This is a genomic window from Acinetobacter sp. ANC 3903 (genome assembly GCF_002135315.1).
GTDB lineage: Bacteria > Pseudomonadota > Gammaproteobacteria > Pseudomonadales > Moraxellaceae > Acinetobacter.
The window spans coordinates 153,479-175,459 of record NZ_NEGA01000002.1; the positions used below are offsets into that span (position 1 = coordinate 153,479).

Annotated in this window: 22 protein-coding genes and 1 tRNA gene; 10 read left to right on the top strand and 13 right to left on the bottom strand. The window is 42.0% G+C overall.

The window, feature by feature from the left end; all coding sequences use genetic code 11:
• Positions 1 to 32 precede the first annotated feature (32 nt).
• The 6 genes from B9T29_RS02090 to B9T29_RS02115 all read left to right on the top strand — a co-directional run bounded on the left by B9T29_RS02090 (position 33) and on the right by B9T29_RS02115 (position 8,295).
• On the top strand, positions 33 to 947 hold the full coding sequence (locus B9T29_RS02090; RefSeq protein ID WP_086174336.1) for an ABUW_2363 family tetratricopeptide repeat lipoprotein: 915 nt from the start codon (positions 33 to 35) through the stop codon (positions 945 to 947).
• Between the two features lie 130 nt (positions 948 to 1,077).
• Positions 1,078 to 3,087 (top strand): lipase family alpha/beta hydrolase, encoded by a 2,010-nt coding sequence (locus B9T29_RS02095; RefSeq protein ID WP_086174337.1) that lies wholly within the window; start codon positions 1,078 to 1,080, stop codon positions 3,085 to 3,087.
• 391 nt (positions 3,088 to 3,478) lie between these two features.
• Positions 3,479 to 6,115, top strand: a complete 2,637-nt coding sequence (gene mutS / locus B9T29_RS02100) for a DNA mismatch repair protein MutS (protein WP_086174338.1) — start codon at positions 3,479 to 3,481, stop codon at positions 6,113 to 6,115.
• A gap of 199 nt (positions 6,116 to 6,314) precedes the next feature.
• Positions 6,315 to 6,638: a ferredoxin FdxA gene (gene fdxA, locus B9T29_RS02105; protein WP_004279936.1), complete on the top strand. Its 324-nt coding sequence runs from the start codon at positions 6,315 to 6,317 to the stop codon at positions 6,636 to 6,638.
• Between the two features lie 142 nt (positions 6,639 to 6,780).
• Positions 6,781 to 7,494 (top strand): D-Ala-D-Ala carboxypeptidase family metallohydrolase, encoded by a 714-nt coding sequence (locus B9T29_RS02110; protein WP_086174339.1) that lies wholly within the window; start codon positions 6,781 to 6,783, stop codon positions 7,492 to 7,494.
• A 135-nt stretch (positions 7,495 to 7,629) separates the two neighbouring features.
• Positions 7,630 to 8,295, top strand: coding sequence for an O-methyltransferase (locus tag B9T29_RS02115; RefSeq protein ID WP_086174405.1), 666 nt, complete (start codon positions 7,630 to 7,632; stop codon positions 8,293 to 8,295).
• Between the two features lie 143 nt (positions 8,296 to 8,438).
• On the opposite strand, the gene B9T29_RS02120 is transcribed toward B9T29_RS02115, so the two are convergent.
• From B9T29_RS02120 to B9T29_RS02155, 8 genes are all read right to left on the bottom strand, one after another.
• Complete coding sequence (locus tag B9T29_RS02120; RefSeq protein WP_086174340.1) at positions 8,439 to 9,281, bottom strand: universal stress protein; 843 nt, start codon at positions 9,279 to 9,281, stop codon at positions 8,439 to 8,441.
• Positions 9,282 to 9,415: 134 nt separating this feature from the next.
• Positions 9,416 to 10,033: an acyltransferase gene (locus tag B9T29_RS02125; RefSeq protein ID WP_086174341.1), complete on the bottom strand. Its 618-nt coding sequence runs from the start codon at positions 10,031 to 10,033 to the stop codon at positions 9,416 to 9,418.
• On the bottom strand, positions 10,026 to 10,625 hold the full coding sequence (locus B9T29_RS02130) for an IMPACT family protein (protein WP_086174342.1): 600 nt from the start codon (positions 10,623 to 10,625) through the stop codon (positions 10,026 to 10,028). The genes B9T29_RS02125 and B9T29_RS02130 overlap by 8 nt, the downstream gene beginning before the upstream one ends.
• A gap of 162 nt (positions 10,626 to 10,787) precedes the next feature.
• Positions 10,788 to 11,534, bottom strand: a complete 747-nt coding sequence (lptB, locus tag B9T29_RS02135; RefSeq protein WP_086174343.1) for an LPS export ABC transporter ATP-binding protein — start codon at positions 11,532 to 11,534, stop codon at positions 10,788 to 10,790.
• On the bottom strand, positions 11,534 to 12,100 hold the full coding sequence (gene lptA, locus B9T29_RS02140; protein ID WP_086174344.1) for a lipopolysaccharide transport periplasmic protein LptA: 567 nt from the start codon (positions 12,098 to 12,100) through the stop codon (positions 11,534 to 11,536). Before lptA ends, lptB begins: the two co-directional genes overlap by 1 nt.
• The gene (gene lptC / locus B9T29_RS02145) at positions 12,084 to 12,632 is read right to left on the bottom strand and encodes an LPS export ABC transporter periplasmic protein LptC (RefSeq protein ID WP_086174345.1); all 549 of its coding nucleotides are present in this window, start codon (positions 12,630 to 12,632) and stop codon (positions 12,084 to 12,086) included. Before lptC ends, lptA begins: the two co-directional genes overlap by 17 nt.
• Positions 12,633 to 12,673: 41 nt before the next feature.
• Positions 12,674 to 13,213, bottom strand: a complete 540-nt coding sequence (locus B9T29_RS02150) for a KdsC family phosphatase (protein WP_086174346.1) — start codon at positions 13,211 to 13,213, stop codon at positions 12,674 to 12,676.
• Positions 13,214 to 13,216: 3 nt separating this feature from the next.
• Entirely contained in the window at positions 13,217 to 14,194 is a 978-nt protein-coding gene (locus B9T29_RS02155; RefSeq protein ID WP_086174347.1) for a KpsF/GutQ family sugar-phosphate isomerase, read from the bottom strand.
• 420 nt (positions 14,195 to 14,614) lie between these two features.
• On the opposite strand from B9T29_RS02155, the gene cysS reads away from it, so the two are divergent.
• From cysS to B9T29_RS02175, 4 genes are all read left to right on the top strand, one after another.
• On the top strand, positions 14,615 to 16,036 hold the full coding sequence (gene cysS, locus B9T29_RS02160; protein ID WP_086174348.1) for a cysteine--tRNA ligase: 1,422 nt from the start codon (positions 14,615 to 14,617) through the stop codon (positions 16,034 to 16,036).
• A 65-nt stretch (positions 16,037 to 16,101) separates the two neighbouring features.
• A tRNA-Gly gene (locus B9T29_RS02165) sits at positions 16,102 to 16,177 on the top strand.
• Positions 16,178 to 16,473: 296 nt separating this feature from the next.
• On the top strand, positions 16,474 to 16,926 hold the full coding sequence (locus tag B9T29_RS02170) for a universal stress protein (RefSeq protein ID WP_086174349.1): 453 nt from the start codon (positions 16,474 to 16,476) through the stop codon (positions 16,924 to 16,926).
• Between the two features lie 190 nt (positions 16,927 to 17,116).
• Entirely contained in the window at positions 17,117 to 17,503 is a 387-nt protein-coding gene (locus tag B9T29_RS02175) for a carboxymuconolactone decarboxylase family protein (protein WP_086174350.1), read from the top strand.
• Between the two features lie 137 nt (positions 17,504 to 17,640).
• Here B9T29_RS02175 and B9T29_RS02180 read toward each other — a convergent pair whose 3' ends face one another.
• Genes B9T29_RS02180 through moaCB form a run of 5 tightly spaced genes read right to left on the bottom strand, consistent with a single transcriptional unit; the run spans position 17,641 to position 21,932 of the window.
• Positions 17,641 to 18,282 carry an ATP-binding cassette domain-containing protein gene (locus B9T29_RS02180; RefSeq protein ID WP_086174351.1) on the bottom strand — a complete coding sequence of 214 codons (642 nt, stop codon included), beginning with the start codon at positions 18,280 to 18,282 and terminating at the stop codon, positions 17,641 to 17,643.
• A gap of 1 nt (position 18,283) precedes the next feature.
• On the bottom strand, positions 18,284 to 18,967 hold the full coding sequence (modB, locus tag B9T29_RS02185) for a molybdate ABC transporter permease subunit (RefSeq protein ID WP_086174352.1): 684 nt from the start codon (positions 18,965 to 18,967) through the stop codon (positions 18,284 to 18,286).
• Positions 18,968 to 18,994: 27 nt separating this feature from the next.
• Positions 18,995 to 19,756: a molybdate ABC transporter substrate-binding protein gene (gene modA, locus B9T29_RS02190; RefSeq protein WP_086174353.1), complete on the bottom strand. Its 762-nt coding sequence runs from the start codon at positions 19,754 to 19,756 to the stop codon at positions 18,995 to 18,997.
• Positions 19,757 to 19,770: 14 nt separating this feature from the next.
• A complete protein-coding gene (locus tag B9T29_RS02195) occupies positions 19,771 to 21,012 on the bottom strand; it encodes a molybdopterin molybdotransferase MoeA (protein WP_171263952.1) in 1,242 nt (413 codons plus the stop codon).
• On the bottom strand, positions 21,009 to 21,932 hold the full coding sequence (moaCB, locus tag B9T29_RS02200; protein WP_086174355.1) for a bifunctional molybdenum cofactor biosynthesis protein MoaC/MoaB: 924 nt from the start codon (positions 21,930 to 21,932) through the stop codon (positions 21,009 to 21,011). Before moaCB ends, B9T29_RS02195 begins: the two co-directional genes overlap by 4 nt.
• Positions 21,933 to 21,981 lie beyond the last annotated feature (49 nt).

The following is a 21,981-nucleotide window of genomic DNA, read 5'->3' on the forward strand; positions in this document are numbered from 1 at the left end:
CAATTTTAAAATTAAATGAATGGATGATCCATATGACTCTTAAGCCTTTGGCATGTACCTTAATTGCTGTTTCTTTACTTTCGGGGTGTAGCTCGACACCAACAAAAGATAAAAATTCGAATTCCCCTATTGTTTTCACTGAACCTGAATTGACCGCTCCGTTCTATGCACTGAATCCATTTAACTATGATGCGCCTCCTCCATTTGAAATTGCATTACAAAAAGCTGCTGCACAGCCTGTAACAAAAATGGAGGTGATCTCGCCAAGTGATCCGTCGAAAAAAGTAACCCTTGATGTCAACAAGTTGATCATTCCTACAGTAAACAGCAATCAACGTAATGTAAAATATGCGGTTATTGCCGGTGATAATGAATTTGATATCACTGAAATTGATGACTTCTTGCAGTTGGTAGAAGGCAAGGCACGTCATTACCCGCCTCGTTTCACTGAACGTCAGGAACGTAAAGGCTTTGAAGCTAAACTCAAACAAGTGACTCAGCAGCTAGATACCTTGGCTTCGAAAGACAATGCCTCTTTTGATGTGCTGATCCGTGCATTTAAAGCCAGCGTAATGGCCCGTAACCTGGACTTGGGTTCAGTCTATACCACCAAATCTTTAACCTATGCACAGCGTATTTTAAGAATCAACACCAATGACGCCGAAGCAAACTTCTGGTTTGGTTTTGGTTTATCTGAAGGTGGTGGTCAACGTGAAGCCATTCCTTATTTAGATAAAGCCATGAAAGCGGGTGTGCAGGAAGCTTATCTCTGTGCGGCAAATAACTACATTGCCATGGAACAAAAGAAAAATGCGATTCAGGTGATGAAAAATTACAAAGTGAAATATCCGCAGGAAGCTGAAGTTGCTGACCGTTTAATTACTGAAATTGAAAAACAAGGTCGCTGGAATGTATGGCAAGTGCTTAATCCAGCTAAAGCCCCTTAATTTTTAAATCTTAAATGAGCATTTCAAATAGGCCGTTCAGTACGGCCTATTTTTATGTGCATGAATTGAAAATTAGAAGAATTATCGTATGATGAAGAAAAATTCAAACAATACTTAGTTGACAATCTTTATGCCAAAACAAATATATAAAGTTTTATTTGCTTCGCTGCTGAGTAGTTACCTGCTTACAGGTTGTCAAATTGTCAGTGTTAAAAGCCAAGCCATCAATGTCTCGATTGCCAATGAACGTGACAGTATTCTGACCCGCAATAAATTGAGTGAAGCCAGCTTGAATGTCCTGTCTATGACCGGTCGTGAAGCTAAAATTTGCTCCGACCAACCCGACCAGTGTATTCAGGAACTGCAACAAATTCCGCAAATCCAGGATGAACAACTGCTCTCTACAGCAAGTGAAATCTATTTAGCCAAAGCCTTAACCTTCGAAAAATCAAATGATTGCAAAGTCGGCATATTAAGCAGCACCCGCTCTGAAGAAAAACAAAAACTGCAAAAAGACACCTATGAGCAATGTTTAGACCAGCAACTGTATATGCTGGATCGAAGCATTCGCTATAGCTATGCCTATATGTTTAAAACCAAACGTGAACCCCAAGGCCGTATTTTTGATAACCGGCAGGTCCAGATTCGTGACTTTTATAATTTAGCCCTGGCCAAACTGGTTTCAGCCTATGGCTTACGCTACAAACCCACGACTGTAGAACCGCAAATTAAAGTCGGTAAAAGCATTTACAGCATTAACTTCGATTACTATCCTCAATTAAAAGATCAAAAAATTGAACAATTGCTTTCCAGTTATAATCTGAACTTTTCAGGTTTACGTTCAATCACCCGCCGTGATGGTTTTGGTTCAGAATTTGTCTTGGTTTTACCGCAAGTCAAAGAGGATATCGGTGAATCTAAACATCCCTATATTATCGACCCGATAAATTTTAGTTACAAAAATGGCATCAATCCGAATATTCATCAAGCGCGCTATCTGGCAGCAACCCTGACTGCACAGCCCAAGTCGGCAACCAATGTCAAAGATATTTTAAATAATGCAGAATTTGAACTCAAAGCCTTTGACCCTTATAAATACGAACAGGTCAATGTAGGCGGCAAAAACTACCCGCTGGCAGCCAACTTCTCTACCCCGTATGGTTTATGGCTGGCGCAAAACAATCTGGGCAAAGCAGCTTATTTGACCCTGATCAATCGTGATGAACATCTCACCATGCCGCATTTATACATGCTTGAACCGTATAACCCGAATAAAAAAGTCATTGTACTGGTGCATGGTCTGGCCAGTAGCCCGGAAGCCTGGATTCGTCTAACCAACGATATTATGGGTGATACGGTACTGCGGGAAAACTTCCAGGTCTGGCAAGTATTTTATTCTACCAATATGCCGATTATTGAAAGCCGCTTTCAGATTTATGCCCTGCTCACTCAAGCCTTTGCCCAGGTCGATGCCAATGCACCAGCCAAAAAAGATGCAGTACTGGTTGGGCATAGTATGGGCGGCATTATCGCCCGTCTTTTGGTCAGTGATGCCGATACCACCAAAAAAGCATTATCGATGATGAATAATCGCCAGTTAAATAAATATCAAAAATTACCGATCATTTCGCAACGTTTGGTGATGAAGGATATTCCTAATTTCTCTCGTGCCATTTTCCTCGCAAGCCCACACAAAGGAACAGATTATGCCGATCGCTGGTTTACCAGAGCAGCACGTAAAATCATCCGCATTCCTGGCGCATTTCTCTCTGCAATTAGCGATAGCATACAAAGTCAGGATCTGGATTTTAAAGACTTGTTGCAGCAAATTGATCATGGTCTCATCCAAAATGGCCCCAGTGATTTAAGTCACCAATCGAAATTCATGGAACTCACCAAAGATATTCAGCCACGTAAAGGCTTGGTGTTCCACTCCATTATGGGCAATGCGACGACAAGTGATGATCCCAATATCATTACTGATGATGTGGTGCCCTATAGAAGCGCGCATTTAGATGGTGCTGCTTCGGAAAAAATCATCAAGGGTGGCCATTCGATTCAGGAAACGCCAGAAGCGGTTTTAGAACTGCGTCGAATATTACGACTACATTTGACCAAACTCGGTTTGCATCAACCTTAATGTCCATTGAAACCTCAGTAAAAGATCGACCGGCAAAGTCAGACAAAGCGAACCTTGCTGGTCGATCGGCTCAGATTGAATCGTTGCCACTCATCTTTGCTTCAGACTAAAACATTTCCGCTTTGCTTTTGCATCACAGCAGAACTGCTGTTTTTCTATTTTTTACCCATTTACTGCAAAGCATTTTTCGCAATTCATGCAAATTTGATAAGATGTCTGGGCAGATGAGACTCAGTTTTTTCCTAGATCGGGTTGGCTAGAAAATGACAACAATAGCAGAGCCAAAACCTAGGATTCAACTGACAAAAATTTATGCATAAATTTGAAATTGGTGAGACAGCCAAGTTTTTAACGATTTAAATGTATTCAAATATTTAAGGATTTTACCTCAATGAGTTACCCGGAAATCATGGCTGATTTTTCCAATTTAACGCCGATGATGCAGCAGTACATGAGCGTCAAAATGCAGCATCCACATTCACTGATGTTTTATCGCATGGGTGACTTTTATGAACTGTTTTTTGACGATGCCCATAAAGCAGCCAAATTATTGGGGATTACCTTAACTCATCGTGGCAAGGCCAATGGTGATCCGATTCCCATGGCAGGTGTTCCCTATCATGCGGCCGAAGGCTATTTAGCCCGTCTGGTCAAGAAAGGCGAAACGGTCGTTATTTGCGAGCAACTGGGTGAGGTTACCGGTAAAGGTCCGGTTGAACGCGGTGTAGTCCGTATCATTACCCCAGGTACCCTGACCGATGATGCACTGTTAAACAGTTATCAATCTTCCAATCTGGTTGCACTGTGCCTACAGCAAGGCCAGATTGGTATCGCACTGCTGGATTTGAGCGCAGGTATTTTCAAAGTCCAGCAACAGGAGTTCCAGCACGAGCAGCTGGCGATTGAGCTTTCACGCTTAATGCCAAGTGAAATTGTGGTCGATGAAGACATTGTTGACCCCAATATTATTGAGCAAATTAAAAAACAGCTCGACTGCCCTGTGACCCGCCGTCCCAATGTCGATTTCAACCTGAACAATGCGCAAAAAACTTTATGTGACCAGTTTGCGGTAGCTACCCTTTCCGGTTTTGGTATTGATCATTTACCGCTTGCCAAGGCAGCGGCAGCAGCGTTGATTCATTACGCTAAAGAAACCCAGAAGACTGCACTGCCACATATCCGTTCCATTCAACTGGAACAAAGCAGTGACTTTATTGCTTTAGATCCGGTCACAAGGCGTAATCTGGAACTGGTGGAACCATTGTTTGAGCATGGCACCTCTTTATTCCAGCTCATTAATGACTGTCAGACCGCAATGGGCGGCCGTCTGCTCAGCCGCACCCTGATGCAGCCTTTACGCGACACCAAAATACTGGATGCCCGTCTGGATGCCATTACCGCCATGCTAAATGGCTATCATGAGTCTCCTGTTCGTCTGGTCCTGAAAGAAATTAGCGATATTGAACGTGTATTAAGTCGGGTGGCTTTAGGCAGTGCGCGTCCGCGTGATCTGGTGCAACTGCGTCAGGCCTGTGCGCAAATTCCGTTCTTACGTCATGCCCTTCAGCCGATGACTCAAGCTAAGCAATCCGATCTAATTCAGCAATTGAATGATGAACTGGGTGATTTTCATGGCTTACATCAACGCCTGATGTCTGCGATTGTTGAAAATCCCCCGGTATTACTCCGTGATGGTAATGTCATTGCAGAAGGTTTCGATACCGAACTGGATGAGCTGCGTAAAATCCGTGATCACGCCGGACAGTTCCTTATTGATCTGGAAACCCAAGAACGTGCCAACACCGGCATTTCAACCCTAAAAATTGGCTATAACCGTGTCAGTGGCTACTATATCGAGCTGACCCGTGCTCAGGCGGAGCAGGCACCGGATCATTATATCCGTCGCCAGACTTTAAAAAATGCTGAACGCTATATCACCCCAGAACTGAAATCTTTTGAAGATAAAGTGCTGTCAAGTGAATCACGTGCCCTTGCACGTGAAAAAATGCTGTTTGAAATACTGCTGGATGAATTACGTCAAGACATTGGCAATTTACAAATGATGAGCAGCTCGATTGCGCAGATTGACATGCTGGCCAATTTCGCCCATCAGGCCCGTTTGCGTAACTGGTCGCGTCCAGAATACAGCCCTGAAATTGGGGTCAAAATTGTTGCAGGCCGACATCCTGTGGTTGAAGCCTTAAGCAAGACAGCCTTTACTCCGAATGACACCACCTTAGATTACAACCACCGTATGGCGATTGTGACCGGGCCGAATATGGGCGGTAAATCGACCTTTATGCGCCAAACGGCGCTGATCAGTCTACTCGCCTACTGTGGTGCTTACGTACCGGCCAAATCGGCAGTATTAGGCCCAATTGATCGCGTCTTTACCCGTATTGGTTCAGCAGATGACTTATCGACCGGTAAATCAACCTTTATGGTGGAAATGACGGAAACTTCACAGATTCTACATCATGCCACCAACCAGTCTTTGGTGTTGATGGATGAAGTCGGACGCGGTACCAGTACTTACGATGGTCTATCTTTGGCTTGGGCCTGTGTGATTGACCTGAGCAAGCGCATTAAATGCCTGTGCTTATTTGCCACTCATTATTTTGAACTCACCGAACTGGGTAAAGAGTCAGGCATTGATAACTACCATGTCACGGCCAAAGAACTGAACGGTAATTTAATTTTGCTGCACAAGGTTCAGCATGGTCCTGCCAGTCAAAGTCATGGCTTACAGGTGGCCAAACTGGCCGGCATTCCAGCCAGCGTGATTAAAGAGGCGCAAAACCGGTTGAAGATTTTGGAAAAGCAGCAACATCAGCAACTCAATAAAGCCGTACAAAATGATTTATTTAGTGTGGTTGATGAACCTGCTATTGAAATCATTGAACGTATAGTGGAAATTGAAAAAGATGTGCCTGCATTGAATCTGTTAAGGTCGCTAGATGTAGACAGCCTTTCTCCTCGGGAAGCCTTGCAACAGATTTATGCATTAAAAGATGCATTAGAAAGCTAATCAAAATCTGCATCAAAAAAGACTTCTAAATAGAAGTCTTTTTCATTTACTACAATTATTTAATGAAATATGCAATTTTTATCAAAATTAACAGCGCTATATATAACAAATATCAATAAAAGCAATTGTTAGTTAGCAGCATTTTTGCCTAAAATACTGCAAGAGTAATTAGAACCATATTTTTTAGGTAGCTGTCGCCATGACCTTTGTTGTCACTGAAAATTGTATTAAATGTAAATACCAAGACTGCGTAGAAGTTTGTCCGGTAGATTGTTTCTACGAAGGTCCAAATTTCCTCGTAATTAATCCTGATGAATGTATTGACTGTGCATTATGCGAACCTGAATGCCCGGCTAATGCTATTTTCTCGGAAGATGAGTTACCTGAAGGTCAAGAAGTCTTTATTGAACTTAATGCTGATCTTTCACAAAAATGGCCAAATATCACTCAAATTGGCGATCAGCCTGCTGACCGTGAAGAATGGAATGGTAAAGCTGACAAGTTACAGTATTTGGAAAAATAATACTGGACTTGGACTTGAAAAAAGATCAGCCTATGCTGATCTTTTTTTATACTGAAAAAATACATTTGATTGCAATATTTTCAAATTTTATCCGTCAAATTAGATTAAAATAGCTCGTGTTTATAAATATTTGATTTCTATAATGAAGCATGTTTTAAAGGGATTACTGGGCCTAACCCTAATCCCACTTGTCATGATTGGATGTAGCACATCTCCTCATAAACAAGGGCAAACACCCGATGGGAAACGGATCTTCATACCCCAAGAACGCATTAGCCTGGAACGCCAAATTCACCCTAAAACAGTGCCTTATGTTTATAATTCATGGGTAGCAATAGGTGATAATTTACATCGTGTACGTGAATATGAAATTTTTCTGGAACGTAATGGGGTGGGTAATATTATCCCGAGTTTTGAATTATTGCGTACCGCTCGTGACTGGCAAAAATGCGGCCGTCCCCAATATATGATTCCAAATCGTGAATTGTGGAACAATCAGATTGCGACATTACGTGTCTTTAAATACCTGGTTGCTGCCAAAGTACTTACTGACTTTGAAGTGACCTCCGTTTACCGGGATTTGCCACTTAACCAATGTGCCGGTGGTGCAAATTCGTCACGCCACTTATTTAATTCGGCGATCGATTTCCGTATTGGGCCTGAAGTGCCCCAAGCAGAAGATTATGCATTTATTGAAAATAGCAAATTTAAATTATGTCAATTCTGGGTGCAGTACGGACAAAGCCTGAATATGGGGCTGGGTCTGTATGCTTCTGGTCAAATCCATATTGATACTCAAGGGTACCGCACCTGGGGTCCAGACCACTCACGCCACAGCTCGATGTGTAATTTTTAAAATCATGTATTGTGGTAAAAAAGAGATCCTACTGATCTCTTTTTTATTGCCCTATTTTCAATAAATCAAAACGATAAATTGCACTCTGAATGGAAAGGTTTAAAATGCATGCATCGCAACACAGGTGACCAAACTATGCAACAAATGTGGACAGAGATTGATGCTTACATCGATGCACATTTAATTCCAGAAGACCCCATTCTGCAACAGACATTAAAAAATACTGAAGATAAAGGTTTTCCAGATCACCTTGCCGTCGCGCCTAATCAGGGCATGCTGCTGCAAATGCTTATTCAAATGAACAAGTGCAAGCGTGTGCTTGAATTGGGTACTTTTGCTGCCTACAGTACCATGTGGCTTGCACGTGCCCTGCCTGAGAATGGTTATATCCTGACCATTGAAGGTCGTGATACCCATGCAGCCTTGGGACAAGAAAATATTGATAATGCCAAACTTCCACAGACTATTGATCTTAAAGTTGGCCGTGCTGCAGATGTATTAAAGGCATTACCTGACAATTTTGAACCTTTTGACTTTGTGTTTATTGATGCCGACAAACAGAGTTATCCTGAGTATTTGGAACTTAGCTTAAACCTGTCACATTCAGGGACCATTATTGTGCTGGATAATGTAATTCGCGCTGGTGATATCATTAACCCCGACAATCACAAACCAAGTATTGAAGGTATTCGTGATATGTTTTCTGCTATGCAAGACCATCCTCGAATTCTGTCCTGTACCGCCTTACAAACAGTTGGAAGCAAAGGACATGATGGCTTTGCTATCGCCATAGTGAAATAATATGACACAAAGGTTAAAAAACAATCTTTTTGTTTTTTTATTTATTTATTAGCCATTTACAAATACTGTCCATATAGTTATCCACAAGTTATGCGGATAACTATGACCAATTATTAAGCGTATTTGTAAAGTATTGATAATACTTATTTCACCACCAATAACGGTACGCTTGAATTTCGGAATATACTGGTTGCCACGCTACCCAAAAAGAATTGGCGAATTTTACTGTGACTAAATGCACCAAGTAATATCAGTTGTATCCCATGTTCGCTTTGGTATTCAAGTATATTTTCCGAAACATCGCCATAACGGTATTCAGTCACCACATCAAGGCCAGCATCACGTAAATACTGTGAAGGCTCATTTAGGATTTCCGGATGATCACCGACATATAGCAGATGGCATTGCAATAATTTTAATAAATCACTTTGCGCTACACGTTTCATCAAATTGACACAGGTCGGTGAATATTCATAGGCAAAAATAAATCGGGTTGGTGGCTTAAACTGTTCTCCAACTGTCATGATTGTACATTTTGCACCACGAATAAAATTTTCGACATTACTGCCGATCGGCTTGTTTCGTTCCGCAGAGCGCTCCCCGACGCGGCCAATAATGGCTATGTCATCTTCTTTAAGCACATGAAAGCTTTGTTCTAAAAAATCGCCTTTTTCTTGCAGATGCGAGGCACTAATCTGATATTTTTGCTGAATCATTTCAGAAATGTGATTTAAAAGATTATTACTGTAATCCAGTGCCAGTTCACTTTGTTTTTGTTCAAGTTCTGCCAGTTCTTTCAGTAACATTGCATTACTTTCAAAACCAATTACCCCACTGATTTCACCCAAATGATAACTGGCTGGGTAATAGTCTAAAACCTGTAATAATACCAATTCACGTTGTGTCTGCTTCGCAACCCATGCCGCAGCTTCAGCAACTGCATTTACACATGGAGAAGAATCAATACAAGCGATTACACGTTTCATTTTCGCCTCGCTTTTCGCCCATACAGGCTGTAAGTCTAATTGTTATTTTTAACTTAGCATATCTCTTTGTCACTGTGCATGCTTTTATGTAATTAAACTTACTCGCTGATTCATATTCATTTTATTGAAATTTTTTAATCCCGATGACGTATAAATATTGCAGGATTACCCACAACAATAGTTTCCTTTTCAACATTTTTGGTAACCATACTATTCATGCCGACAATGGCATGAGCATCAATCTTTACACCATCTTTAACTCCAACATGCGCCCCTAACCAGACATCCTGCCCCACTTCGATGCCTTGCGAACGTACCGGTTGCTGGTAAATGGGCTGTGTCAGTTCCATACCATGGTCAAAGGCATACAGATGGCAGTATGCGGCCATACGAACCTGATCATGCAGCTTAATCCCTGCTCTGCCACCATCCAGAATACAATGATGGTTGATCGCGACTTCATTGCCAATTTCTAAAGGCCCATGTAGCGTGCAATCTGCGGCAATGAAAGTATTATCACCAATGCTGATCTTGCGACCCGGCTCGGCAAAAATATGGGCCAAGGGTGAAATAAAACAATTTTCACCAATCTCGACAGTTTCCATTTCCATTAAATAAGCTTGATATTCTTTTTGCCATTCCTCAGCCCAACCGCGATTTTTCGGTTTTAATGACCAATATAGCCAGGGCATATAATTTAAACGGTGCTTATGCTGTTCACGATATTTTAATAGTGGGTCTTGCTCAGTCATGGTCTGGCTCTTCCACAATTTTAAGTTGTTCACGGCCGCGAGTTACATCCTGAATTTTCAGTGCAAAAGGCTGAATTTGATGGACTTGTAACAGGGCTTCGACCTGTACACCTGTGGCAGTATATTGTTCCTGAAATTCGATATGTTGCTGGTTCAGCTCATATTGAAAGATGGCCCATTCATTAAACTGACAGGAAAAACTGACCTTTTTCTTTTCAATCAGTTCGATTTTTTCCGCCAGTAACAAGCACTGCCCTGCACAACCGCCATAGGCACGCACCAGACCGCCAGTTCCGAGCTTAATGCCCCCATACCAGCGATTGACCAGAACGATGATATTGGTCAATTCATTGCCTTCAATTGTGGCCAGAATTGGTCTTCCCGCAGTGCCTGATGGTTCACCATCATCATTAAAACGGACATTATGACCAATTTTCCATGCCCAACACTGATGTGTCGTGGTGATATCTTTATGCAGCTCCAAAAAGTCTTTTACTGCCTGTTCATTTTCTACAGGAGCAGCAATTGCCTGAAAACGACTTTTCTTAATGTCTTCTTCAAAAGTAACTGGGGATGCAATCGTAAATGGCATAAATCTAGAATAAATAACAACACAGCGGCAGTATAGCCTGTTTTGAACAGCTTGCAGATACAAAAAAAACCTTCTATAAAAGAAGGTTTTTAGATTAAAAAAGTATTTTAAGTTAAATGATGCTGTAATTTATAAGATTAGATCAGTCTGATTAAACTTTAATTAAACTGTAAAATCTTCACCCAAATAGACTTTACGTACAGTTTCATTTTCCAGTACGTCTTGCGGTGTGCCTTCCGCAATCACTGCACCTTCACTGACAATATATGCATGCTCACAAATCGCTAAAGTTTCACGTACATTATGATCGGTGATCAATACACCAATTCCACGGTCTTTCAGGTTACGAATAATATCCTTGATATCACCGACAGAGATTGGGTCGACCCCGGCAAAAGGTTCATCCAGTAACATAAACTTAGGATCGGCAGCCAAAGCACGGGCAATTTCAGCACGGCGTCGTTCACCACCCGACACGCTCATTCCCAATGAATCTTTAATATGGCTGATTTTAAAGTCAGCCAGCAATTCATTTAAACGCTGCTGACGTTGCTGTTTGTTCAAATCCTTACGGGTTTCCAGAATCGCCATGATGTTTTCAGAAATTGTCAGTTTTCTAAAAATAGAAGCTTCTTGTGGTAAATAACCAATACCTTTACGGGCTCGTTCATGCATGGCCAAATCTGAGAGATCGAGATCATCTAAATGAATCTCACCTTTGTCCATACGAACCAAACCCACCACCATATAGAAACTTGTGGTTTTACCTGCACCATTCGGACCAAGCAAGCCTACAATCTGCCCACTCTGCATCTGGAAAGACACATCCTTGACGACCCATCTTTTACTATAGTTTTTTGCAAGGTGCTTAATACACAACGTTTGAGGCTGGTTGAGTGATTGATCCATTAATCACGTGCTCCCGGGAAAGATTTTGAGCTTGATGGCGGAATAACAATTTGCACACGGCCTGAAGATGAGCCGGTATTGTTTGGTGTGCCCGTTGCTTCTACATCACCCTTGTTCATGCTGTATTTCAAGGTATTACCTCGAATACTGGCCCCATCTTGCTGTAACCATGCACCGCCAGTCAGAGTGATGATACCGGTTTCGGCATTATATAAAATCTTTTGTGCCTGACCTTTGGCCAAGCCTTTATTGACATCGGTTTTTTGCTGGAAACGTGCAGGACCGCCACTCGCGGTAATGGTGCTGATTTGTTTTTGACTGTTCAGATTTGCCACAATTGAATTGGCTTGCAACTTCATGCTGCCCTGTTCAATGATGACATTACCGGTATAAGTGGTCACACCTGTTTTTTCATTATAGGTGGCACGGTCAGCGACCAATGAAATAGGCTGATTTCGGTCAGAAGGAATGGCAAATGCCGCTGCCGACGAGAATACAACCAAACCGACTAAAGCTGCTTGCTTAAGCAAGGTTTTAGACAATGTAAGCTTAAGATTTTGGTTCATATTTTCCTCGAATATTAAAAAATTCGTATTGACCGTCATTTAAATTGGCTTTCAGACCTTGGCTCACGAATTCAGCTTGCGGAGATTCCACCACTACCTGTTTATCTGTTTCAATTACCCGGGTTTCAGGATATCCGGTTAATTCTTGAGTCCGAAACTGCATTTGACCTTGTTGCATCAGCTTGGTTGCCACTACATTCCCTGACAAAACCACGCGTTCATTATCATCATAGCTATTTGCAACTTGGGCATAAAAAGTCGCATCTACTGCGCCGTTCTTATACATTGAGGCATTGAGGTTGGTCAGTTTTGCCGTTTCTTTTTGCAGATCCTGTTCCAGACGATCCACCTGGGCACGGACATGCAAATTACCGTTATCATCGGTTTGAGTCAGGTTAATTTTTTCAGCGGAATAGGTCATGCTTCTAGCTGAGTCAACCTCAAGCTTGTTACCCTTACCGCTGTAATAGTAGTAACCACCACTTATAGCTGCAATGGCTATAGCAGTTACATATAAAACTTTTGTATCCATAAGTGGGGTACTTAACTCAAATTCAATGGATTATTTAATAATTAATGTGGGACAGCGGTATATTTTTCAAGAAGCTCTTCATAAGCTCCTTTGGCCGTTAAAATCATGTCACAGATTTCACGCACCGCACCACGACCACCCATGGCCTGTGTGACCAGATCTGCACGGCGTCGAACTTCGACATGTCCATTCGGTACCGTCACTTTCATGCCTGCAATCGCAAATGCCGAAAGATCAGGCCAGTCGTCGCCCATATACAAACAATCTTCTGGAGCAACATTCAATTGGGCACAGGCTTCACGTAATGCAACACCTTTATCTTCACGGCCCTGAAAAACCAGGTCTACGCCTAAGTCAGACATGCGCTTTTCCACAATATTACTTTTACGTCCAGTAATAATAATGACTTTCACACCTGCTTTCTGTACAAGTTTCATGCCCAAACCGTCACGAATATCAAAAGACTTGATTTCATCACCGGTATTGGTCAAGGTGACGAAACCATCACTCAGAATCCCGTCGACATCAAGAACCAAGGCTTCAACATGACGCGCCTGTTCCAATAAAATATAAGATGCCATTTATTAATTTACCCCGGCTTGAATCAAGTCATGCATGCTAATCACACCAATGACCTTATTTACACTATCTACGACAACAAATTGATTGATTTTCTTTTCGTTCATTCGCTCTAAAGCTTCAACCGCACGAGCGTCTTGTGAAATGGTTAAAGGATTTTTAGTCATGACTTCAGCAACAGCCAAGTTCACATCAAAACCCTGCTGCTTATCAATTAGGCGACGTAAATCTCCATCGGTAAAAATACCCAATAGAACGTCATTTTGATCCACAATTGTGGTTAAACCTAGGCGTTTATTTGAAATTTCGTATAGAACCTGATTCATTGGTGTATCTGGAGATACTTTTGGCAATTCTGTGCCTGTATGCATAAGGTGTTTGACATGTAGCAACAAACGTTTGCCCAAAGCACCGGCTGGATGAGACAGGGCAAAATCATCGGCAGTAAAGCCACGTGCATCAAGTAAGGCAACCGCCAAGGCATCGCCTAAAGCCAAAGTTGCAGTGGTACTTGAGGTCGGCGCCAGACCCAGTGGACAGGCTTCCTGGATATTTCCCAAGGTTAAAGCCACATCGGCATTTTGCGGCATCGGTCCTTTGTCATCACCACTAATGGTAATTAAAGGAATTTCCAAGCGTTTGATTAATGGCATGAGCATCATAATTTCGTCGCTCTTGCCCGAATTTGAAATAGCGATTAACACATCACCAGGAACCAGCATGCCCAGGTCGCCATGTCCTGCTTCACCTGGGTGCATAAAGAATGATGGCGTACCTGTAGAGGCAAAGGTTGCTGCCATTTTACGGCCAATATGCCCAGACTTTCCCATACCGGTAATGACTAAACGCCCTCGGCACTGCAAAATAATTTCGCAGGCACGGCTAAAACGTTCATCAATTTGCGTCGCCAATACTTCTAGCGCTTGTTCTTCTATACGCAAAGTTTCTAATGCGACTTTTTGAAAGTCTATTTGATTTGGCATATTTGGTGGGTTCAAAGTAGGTTTACCTTAACTCTATATAGAGTTGACTCAGTCTAGCAAAAAATAATTTTCGCAATTTTATCATATCTATGCAAATGGCACGTTTTAATATGTATAAGATTTCATGAATTGTGCAGAAATTATGGTTTGTGGATAAAAAGAATATATCCCTATTCTTCTCATTTCACATAAATTGGAATGATTGCTGATTCAATTTTTATCCCCTAATCTTTTTAAGTCATTATTTTAATTTAAGCGGAGTATAGCATTGCACCTGCCACAAACTGAGAATGTCCACCTTTTGATGTTTCCACAGAACGATCCTGCTAAAAAAATCCTGCATTTTTTCGTTTTAACTTTATGAAAAAAAATGCTTAGGTTAAGATGAGCCATCTTTTGGTAGAAACAATTTGAAGACCTATGCAACCTTTTGTTCTATATAACTCAGAGCAACGTAAAAAAGTAGAATTCGTACCTCGTAAAGAAGGTCATATTGACATGTATGTCTGCGGTATGACCGTATATGATTACTGTCATATTGGTCATGCTCGAGTTATGGTTGCATTTGACTACATTATCCGTTTCCTGCGCAGTCAGGGCTGGAATGTAAAATACGTACGTAATATCACCGATATTGATGACAAAATCATCAAACGTGCCAATGAAAATGGCGAAAGCATTACTGCATTGACCGATCGTTTTATCAAAGCCATGAACGAAGATGCTGAGAATCTGGGCTGTCTGCATCCAGATGAAGCTCCTCGTGCGACGGATTATATTGACCAGATGCAAAACATGATTGGCAACCTGGTCAATAATGGCACGGCTTATCCATCTGCAAATGGCGATGTTTATTTTGAAGTAGAAAAGTTTGTCAAATATGGTCGTCTCTCAGGCCGTAAACTGGAAGATATGCAGGCTGGCGCCTCTGAACGTGTCGATGTTGAAGTAGAAAAGAAACATCCTTTTGACTTTGTGCTGTGGAAACATGCCAAAGAAAATGAACCTTCATGGGCTTCACCTTGGGGCAATGGCCGTCCGGGCTGGCATATTGAATGTTCAGCCATGTCAACCTGCTGCCTAGGCAATCATTTTGACATTCATGGTGGCGGTTCAGATTTAACTTTCCCGCATCATGAAAATGAAATTGCGCAATCGGAAGCCTCAACTGGTGAACAGTATGTCAATTACTGGATGCATGTCGGCTTTATTAATGTCGACGGCGAAAAAATGTCGAAGTCTTTAGGCAACTTCTTCACCATTCGCGATGTCATGGATAAGTTCCATCCTGAAGTGATCCGTTTCTTTATTGTCTCTTCGCATTACCGCAGCCCTGTCAACTTCTCTGACACCGCTTTAAAAGAAGCAAAAAATACCCTTTCCCGTTTCTATCATTCATTTAAGGCGTATCAGCAAGCCTATGGTGAAAAAACTGTAGATAGTTTAGACGATGCTTTGGTTGAGCGTTTTAATGCAGCCATGCGCGATGATTTTAATACCGCTGAAGCGATTGCCGTATTATTTGAAATCAATAAAGAATTGAACCGTGCAGTGAAAGATGAAAATGCCGAACAGGCTACGGTGTATTATTCTACTTTACGTCACTTGACTAATATTTTAGGTTTGGTACAGCACAATGTAGATGATTTCTTGAAATCTGATATTGGTCAGGAAGCATTAGGCTTGTCAGAACAACAGATTGAAGATTTGATTCAGCAACGTAAAGATGCAAAAAAGGCCAAGGAATTTGCTAAAGCCGATGAAATTCGCCAGTCTTTGCTCGATCAAGGCGTGGTTCTGGAAGATACCCGTCAAGGAACAATTTGGCGTCGTGCTGATTAATTAAACATTTGGAAGCATAAAGAGTTGACAGTTGAATTAAACTCTCTATAATTCACTTCCATATTGCGGGAATAGCTCAGTTGGTAGAGCATAACCTTGCCAAGGTTGGGGTCGGGAGTTCGAGTCTCCTTTCCCGCTCCAGAATACGAAAAAGCCCTTATCATTGATAAGGGCTTTTTTTTATAACCTAATTTTTATCATTTATTTTTTTAGGTAATTTGAGCCTCCAAGGAAGCTCAATATAAAAATAGGTTTGATGTTTAGTATTATAAATCAAAAGATAATTTTCAGATTTAATAAATATTTTAGTGAATTCATATGATTAATATTTTGCTGAATTAAGTATAAAAGATACATTTTTATCCTTTTCCCTTCCCTCATTCCAGCTATGTTAATCTTTGAACAGATAATGAATTTTGAAACAAGAGGATAGCATCATGGGTTACCAGCACATCTTAGTTTCTGTGGATGATTCCCCTATCTCTCTCGCTGCAGCTGACCAGGCAATGATGTTGGCTAAAGCCATGGGAAGTAAAGTGACCATCGTCAGTATTGTAGTTATCGATCCTTTAACCAGTGTCAGTTTTTATAAAAATGTACCTGGAGTCACAGATTATTTTATGGAAGCCAAAGCCCACGCTAAAAATATATTGGCTGAGCTAGCTGTCAGATTTTCTGAAGCAGGCATTACAGCAGAAACTAAACTTTTAGCCAAACAATCACCGAGTGAAGGCATTGCTGAACTTGCCGATGAATTAAATGCTGATTTAATTGTAGTCGGCTCGCATGGGCTTACAGGTTTGAAAAAGACTTTTATTGGCAGTATCGCACAAGACATTCTGACGGCAAGCCATGTTCCTGTACTTGTGGTCAAACACACCCATTCATAGTTTTTAATCCTGAATTAACCCACATCATGTGGGTTAATTGATTTATAGCGATTTAACATTTATAAAAATAAAAGCCAGAGTAATATCACCAAAATGACGATACTATTACGACCATAAACCAATACACATCGTCATGCTTGAAGCATAAACTTTGCTCACATCTTTTTTATAGATATGCAAAGAGTAAAACATGTCACAACAAGATTATGAAAATGGATTAAAAGTTCGTACTGAAGTCATGGGCGAGACTTTTGTAAAACGTGCACAGGACAATACCGTACCCTTTACCCAGCCCTTACAAGACTGGATTAATGAACATGCTTGGGGTTCAACCTGGCAACGTGAAGGCGTACTACCGCGCAAATATCGTTCACTAATTACCATTGCCTTTTTGACCGCACAAAAAAGCCCCACCGAACTTAAGGGTCATGTACGCGGAGCTTTAAATAACGGCGCAACTGTAGAAGAAATTCAGGAAGTCCTGCTTCACAGCTTGCCTTATTGTGGCGCACCTGCCACTCAGGAAGCCTTCCGTGCTGCTCTCGAAGTCATCAATGAATATCAAAAACCTGAATAGGCGTGTTTTAGTTTTTTTGCTTGATTTTTATAGAAATAGCTTAAGTATTTTATGATTCAGCCTGGTTAGACTATTCTGAACTTAGGCTATTTCACTTTTAATGGCCTGAGTCATTTAGACACATCCATCTGAACGTTTTATTGAGGCTGCAATTTCCCTTGACTGAGCTGCAAAGTTTCAGCCTGTAAATATTCCAGTTCTTCTTTATGATGGGTGACATAGATCATCGGCACATCCAGCTCATCTTTCATCCGTTTTAAAAATGGTAAAATCTGCTGTTTTAACTGACTATCTAATCCGGTAAGTGGTTCATCTAGCAGCAATAGATTTGGTGAAGATAATAGCGCCCGGCCTATCGAGACGCGCTGCGCCTCGCCTCCTGAAAGCTGATGTGCTTTACGTTGAAGCAGGGATTTTAATTCCAACAACGCTACAATGTCATCAAACTGGAATTTTCGTTCCGATGCAGCCAGCATTTTTTCTGCATAGCACAAATTCTGTTTTACATTTAGATGCGGAAATAGCAAAGCCTGCTGAAAAATCAAAGCGATTTTGCGTTGATGCATTGGCAGCTGAATGTTTTTCCGGGTGTCGACCAATATATGCTGATTAAACTGGATATAACCCTGAGTAGGCTTTAATAATCCCACAATATTTTTTAACAAAGTGCTTTTGCCACAACCCGAAGCACCAACAATGCCCAAAAGTGACTGCTGCATCTCCAGTTCAATATTCAACAGGCAATTATCTTGTTGATATTGAAATGCACATTTCAACATTTCAAGCTCCCAATTTGCGTTGATATTTTTGCAGAATAAAGTAATTGGCAATTAAGGTGCTAAAAGCCAAAATGAGTGATAAAGCCACCAGTCGCATTGCCATATCTTCACCATTGGGTTGTTGCAGCAAGGAATAAATTGCGATGGGAATGGTGCGGGTTTCATCCGGAATATTGCCCACAAAAGTAATGGTGGCACCAAACTCCCCCAGGCTGCGGCTGAAACACAAAATGCTGCCCATCAGGATGCCGGGAATAGCCAGCGGCAAATTGATACTGAAAAACACCCTCCACGGCGCTGCTCCCAGCGAACCGGCAATCTGTTCCAGCTGCTGGTTCATCAGCTGAAAGGAAAGCCGAATCGGTTGCACCATAAGGGGAAATGCCACAATCATCGATGCCAATACTGCCCCTTTCCAGTTAAAGGCCAGCTGTATGCCCAGTGTGTGCAGATATTTTCCAATAATTCCCTGATTGCCAAATAACACCAGCAGCAAATAGCCCAATACGACTGGAGGCAAAACCATCGGAAGCTGTAATAGTGCTTCAACCAGAAACTTAAGCCGAAATTCATGCCGTGCCAACATCCAGGCCAAAGCAACAGCAAAAGGCAAGCAGAACAAAGTCGCAAAGCTTGCTACTTTGGCAGATAAATACAGCGCAGCGAGTTCCTCTGGACTTAACATCTTTTAGCCATCTCCCCCGTGATCTGCCTAAGATTTCAGGCTAAAACCATATTTTTTAAATACTGCTTTGGCTTGAGCACTTTTTTCCACAAACTGTTCAAATTGCACTGCCTCTTTATTCTTTTCGCCCTGCTTGGTTAAAGCCAGTGGATACGCAATCGGGCTATGTGAGTTTGCCGGAAAAGTACCGATGATTTTTACTTTCTGGCTGATCAAGGCATCGGTTTTATAGACGATCCCCACTTCACATTCACCACGCTCAACAAAAGCCAAGGCCGAGCGCACATCATCCGTTCCGACAATCCGTCCATTTAAGCTATTCAGCCAGTTCAGTTTAATCAGGCTCTGTTTAGCATATTTACCCGCAGGCACAGATTCCATTTGTCCTGTGCATAAATGTCCTTTAAACGCTTGGGCAAACTTAAAATTGGACTGTGGCTTAAATGAAATATTTAAATTTTTTGGACTGATGGCCACAAGCTGGTTAAACAATAGAGGTCGAACCACAGCTGCATTGACCATTTTGTTTTGCACTAGATAACTCATCCAGTCCTGATCGGCCGAGAAAAATACATCACTGCTCGCCCCAGCCTGTACCTGTTTGGCCAAAGCTGAAGATGCACCAAATACCGGTACAATTTTTGTTTGAGGATGTTTGGCCTGGTAAATATGGGCAATATCGGTCATGGCATTGCTCAGACTGGCCGCAGCATAAATTTTCACTGTTCCGGCATGGGTTGCAGAAAATATCGATGCAAAACAAACTGATAAAAACAGAAAATTTTTCATGTGCATTTTCCTCATCAGTGAATAAATAAGCCTTGGACGATATCCCCTTCAGCCAAACTTTGCCCTGCGGGAATACGCACCAGACAATTGGCCTGCATTAAATTGCTCAGCATATGGGATTGCTGTTTGGACAGACTTTTTACTTTTAAAACCGACTGGTCAAAACTGGCGGACATTCTTAAAAAACGTTCTCTGCTGTCCATTTTTAAATCATGGGTGAGTACTGCACTAAACCAGTTGGGCTGCTGCTTTTGTCCTTGTAAGGCATTTAATAAAGTTGCCGTATAAATTTGCATGCCTACATAGACTGCTGCGGGATTGCCCGGTAGTCCCAATAAATAGCAACTTGTTCGGTCATTTCGGGTTAATTCTGCAAAGAACATCGGCTTGCCCGGTTTCTGTTTCACTTTCCAGAACAGCTGTTCAAAGCCTAAATCCAGTGCTACCGGTCGAATAAAATCATAATCTCCAACCGATACTCCGCCGGTGGTTAAAATCAGGTAATGACTTTCCGATAATTCCTGAATGAGTGCCTGAACTGCATCTTCTGTATCTGCGACATGGAATATTTCAACCTGTTGCCCTGCATTTTGAAACCATGCTTCAATCAAAGGCCCATTGGCATCGAAAATTTTTCCTGCTGTAAAGTCAGCTACACTTTCTGCGACCTCATCTCCAGTAATCACCACTGCAACTTTAGGATATTGAAAAACTTCAATGCCTTGAATGCCCGCCATACTTAAAGAGGCGATTGCACCTACAGACAGTTGTTGTCCTTTATTTGCCAATAATTGTCCAACTGAAATTTCTTCACCCACATCACGAATGTCGGCATTGGCTTTTAAGTGTTCCGTTATTTCAATTTTGCCTGAATCGATGAGCTTGACAATTTCCTGACGCGCCACCATGGTGGTTCCAAATGGAATTTTGGCACCGGTAAAAATCCGTACCGCTTGCCCATCTTGGAGTCGCAGTTCATCCTGTTGACCCGCCCGAATTTCACCGATCAGTTCAAATTCACTATGCGGCTCAATTGCAGACTGGGCAGATAGCGCATAACCATCTACCGCACTTTGCGAAAATAAGGGCAGATTGATGGCAGCATACACATCTTGCGCCAAATAGCGGTTTAAAGCCCGATTTAGGCCAAGACTTTCCGTGGCGAGGCTCTTGGTCTTCTGCAAAATTAAATTTAAGGCCTGATCTACCGTAATCAGGCCTTGTTCTGCTCCGCACCCAGACATTATGCTATTCATTGATAACCGCCTTGATGTGGAATATTTTTTTGCACATCAAATAAATGCACCAATGCAGGCAGCACGGCAATTAAGGATTCTTTGGCGCCTTGGCGACTTCCCGGCAAGGTCATGACTAGGCTGTTATCAATATAACCGGCCACACCGCGACTTAAGGCCGCATAAGGTGTACGTTTTTGACCAAAACTACGCGATGCTTCCATCAGTCCTGGAATCTCACGTTTTAATAAAGGCTGAATGGTTTCGACAGTTAAGTCTTTCGGCCCCAGCCCTGTTCCACCTACGGTTAGAATCAGCGGATAGTCATTTTTTTGCTGTTCAATCAGTGCCAGCAACTGTTCAGGGCTGTCAGGAATGACGCAGTAAGCAATATTGCTAAAATTGGCTTCCTGCAAGATTTCCAGCACATTTTGCCCTGCCGTATCCGGCTTTTTGCCTGCGGCCACGGTATCCGACAGCACAATGATAGACGCCGGCAAAGATTCTTTTAAGGCACGGGTAAAATGGGACTTGCCGCCTTTTTTCTTTTGTAATTTAACCTGATCCAGACATAGGTCTTCCGGTTCACAATGCGGTTTCAGCATGTCATACAAGGTTAACCCAGCCAGACTGACTGCGGTCAAAGCTTCCATTTCCACCCCGGTCGGCCCAATGGTTTCCACCGTGGCAATAATTTCCACATGTGCATCAAACAGTTCATATTCCACATCGGCACGGTAAATCGGTAGCGGATGACATAGCGGAATCAGTTCATCGGTACGTTTCGCCGCTAAAATTCCGGCAATCCGTGCAGTTTTCAGTGCATCACCTTTTTCAGTATTGCCATTACGTAACAACTCAATGCAATGTGGCGGTGCATGCAGAATCCCTGTGGCCACTGCAGTCCGATAACTCTCTGCTTTCATCCCAACATTTTTCATTGCATCTTTCCTGAATTCATTTTTACTTTAAATATTGCTGTTGACTGAC